This is a genomic window from Rudaea sp. (assembly GCF_036383415.1).
Taxonomy (GTDB): Bacteria; Pseudomonadota; Gammaproteobacteria; order Xanthomonadales; family Rhodanobacteraceae; genus Rudaea.
Genome location: NZ_DASVOK010000241.1, coordinates 1 through 1,514, shown reverse-complemented (window position 1 = coordinate 1,514; position 1,514 = coordinate 1). Strand labels below are relative to the sequence as shown.

General features: G+C 61.8%; 2 protein-coding genes. One reads left to right on the top strand and one right to left on the bottom strand.

Annotated elements, in window-relative coordinates:
* Nucleotides 1-409: amidohydrolase family protein (locus VF497_RS09225; protein ID WP_330887928.1), on the bottom strand; the 409-nt coding region annotated here is incomplete at its 3' end.
* 328 nt (nt 410-737) lie between these two features.
* Here VF497_RS09225 and VF497_RS09220 point away from each other — a divergent pair.
* Nucleotides 738-1,514, top strand: a 777-nt coding sequence (locus VF497_RS09220) for a 4Fe-4S binding protein (RefSeq protein WP_330887926.1), incomplete at its 3' end; no start/stop codon positions are given.

The window sequence follows — 1,514 nt, the reverse complement described above, 5'->3', positions numbered from 1 at the left end:
CGCCCGCGCGCGCCAGGCTGTCGGCGGTCTTCTTCAGCGCATCGGCGGGAATGTCGCCGAGACCATAGGCGTGGCTGACGGCGACGCGGCCTTCCATGCCGAGCCCGCGCGTCCGTGCCGCGATCTGCTCGACCTCGAAGGCGCCGAGCATGCCGCCATCATGGAGATGGATGTCGACATCGACGCCGTGCTTCTGCGCAACGCCGAACACGACGTCGAGATGTCCCTCGACATCGCGGTCGAAACTCGCCGGATCGAGCCCGCCGATTGCATTGGCGCCGAGCTTGATCGCCTCATCGAGCAACTCCGGCGTACCGGGGCTGCTGAGGATTCCGCTCTGCGGAAACGCCACGATCTGGATATCGATCAGCTCGCGGTATTCGTCGCGTACCCTCAGAGTCTGACTCAAAATGCAGCCAATGAAATCGGGCACTTTTGGCAAGCTCGTCATGCCCGGCCTTGTGCCGGGCATCCACGTCTCTGCTTCAATCAGGCCAGAAAGACGTGGATGGCCGGGACGAGCCCGGCCATGACGAAAGTGAGTCACATTTCAGTTAGTTAGAAGGCCCTTGAAAATAGCTGGTTCTTTTTCAGTCAGGCTCTCAGGATGACGGTGCTGACTTGCAAATCTCCCCGCATGACGCCAGTTCCATTACATGACGGCTGACAGATAATTCACTTGCTTCGCGCCGGCTCGCTTCATAATATGATGATCGTCATTCATAGAGAGGGGAACCATGAGCCTGGATGATCACCCCACGGTCAAGGCGGTGCGGGCACGCAGCAGCCCGCCGGTCCACCACCTTCCGGTTTCATCTGAACTCATCAAGCGGATCGCACGCGAATGTGGTGCCGATGATGTCGGCATCATCGAGTTCGAACGTGCCGCGATCGCGCCGCAGCGGGAGTTCATCCGCAGGGTCTACGGCCGGACGCGTACCCTGCTTGCGATCGCCTGCCACATGAACCGGGAGCCGGTGCGTTCGCCGTCACGCTCGGTCGCCAACGAGGAATTCCACAGCACCTACGACCACGTCAACGAAACCGCGCGCGCCATCGTTCGTGCGCTCGACGAGCACGGCATCCCCGCCTGCAACTCGGTCGCCGCTTTCCCGATGGAGATGGACCTGCCGCGGATCATGATGGTCCAGCACAAACCGATCGCGGTCGAGGCCGGACTCGGGCGGATGGGGATTCATCGCAGCGTGATCCACCCGAAATTCGGCAGCTTCGTGCTGCTCGGCACGGTCCTGCTCGGATGCGAGGTCGACGCCCATGACCATCCGATCGAGTACAACCCCTGCCTGGAGTGCAAATTGTGCGTCGCCGCCTGCCCGGTCGGCGCCATCAAGCCAGACGGCGGCTTCGATTTCCTGTCCTGCCACACCCACACTTATCACGACTTCCTCGGCAACTTCTCGCAATGGGTGGAGAAGGTCGCGGATGCAAAGGACGCCAGGGATTATCGCGCCCGCGTGCCCCGCACCGAGACGCTGAACATCTGGCAGTCGCTT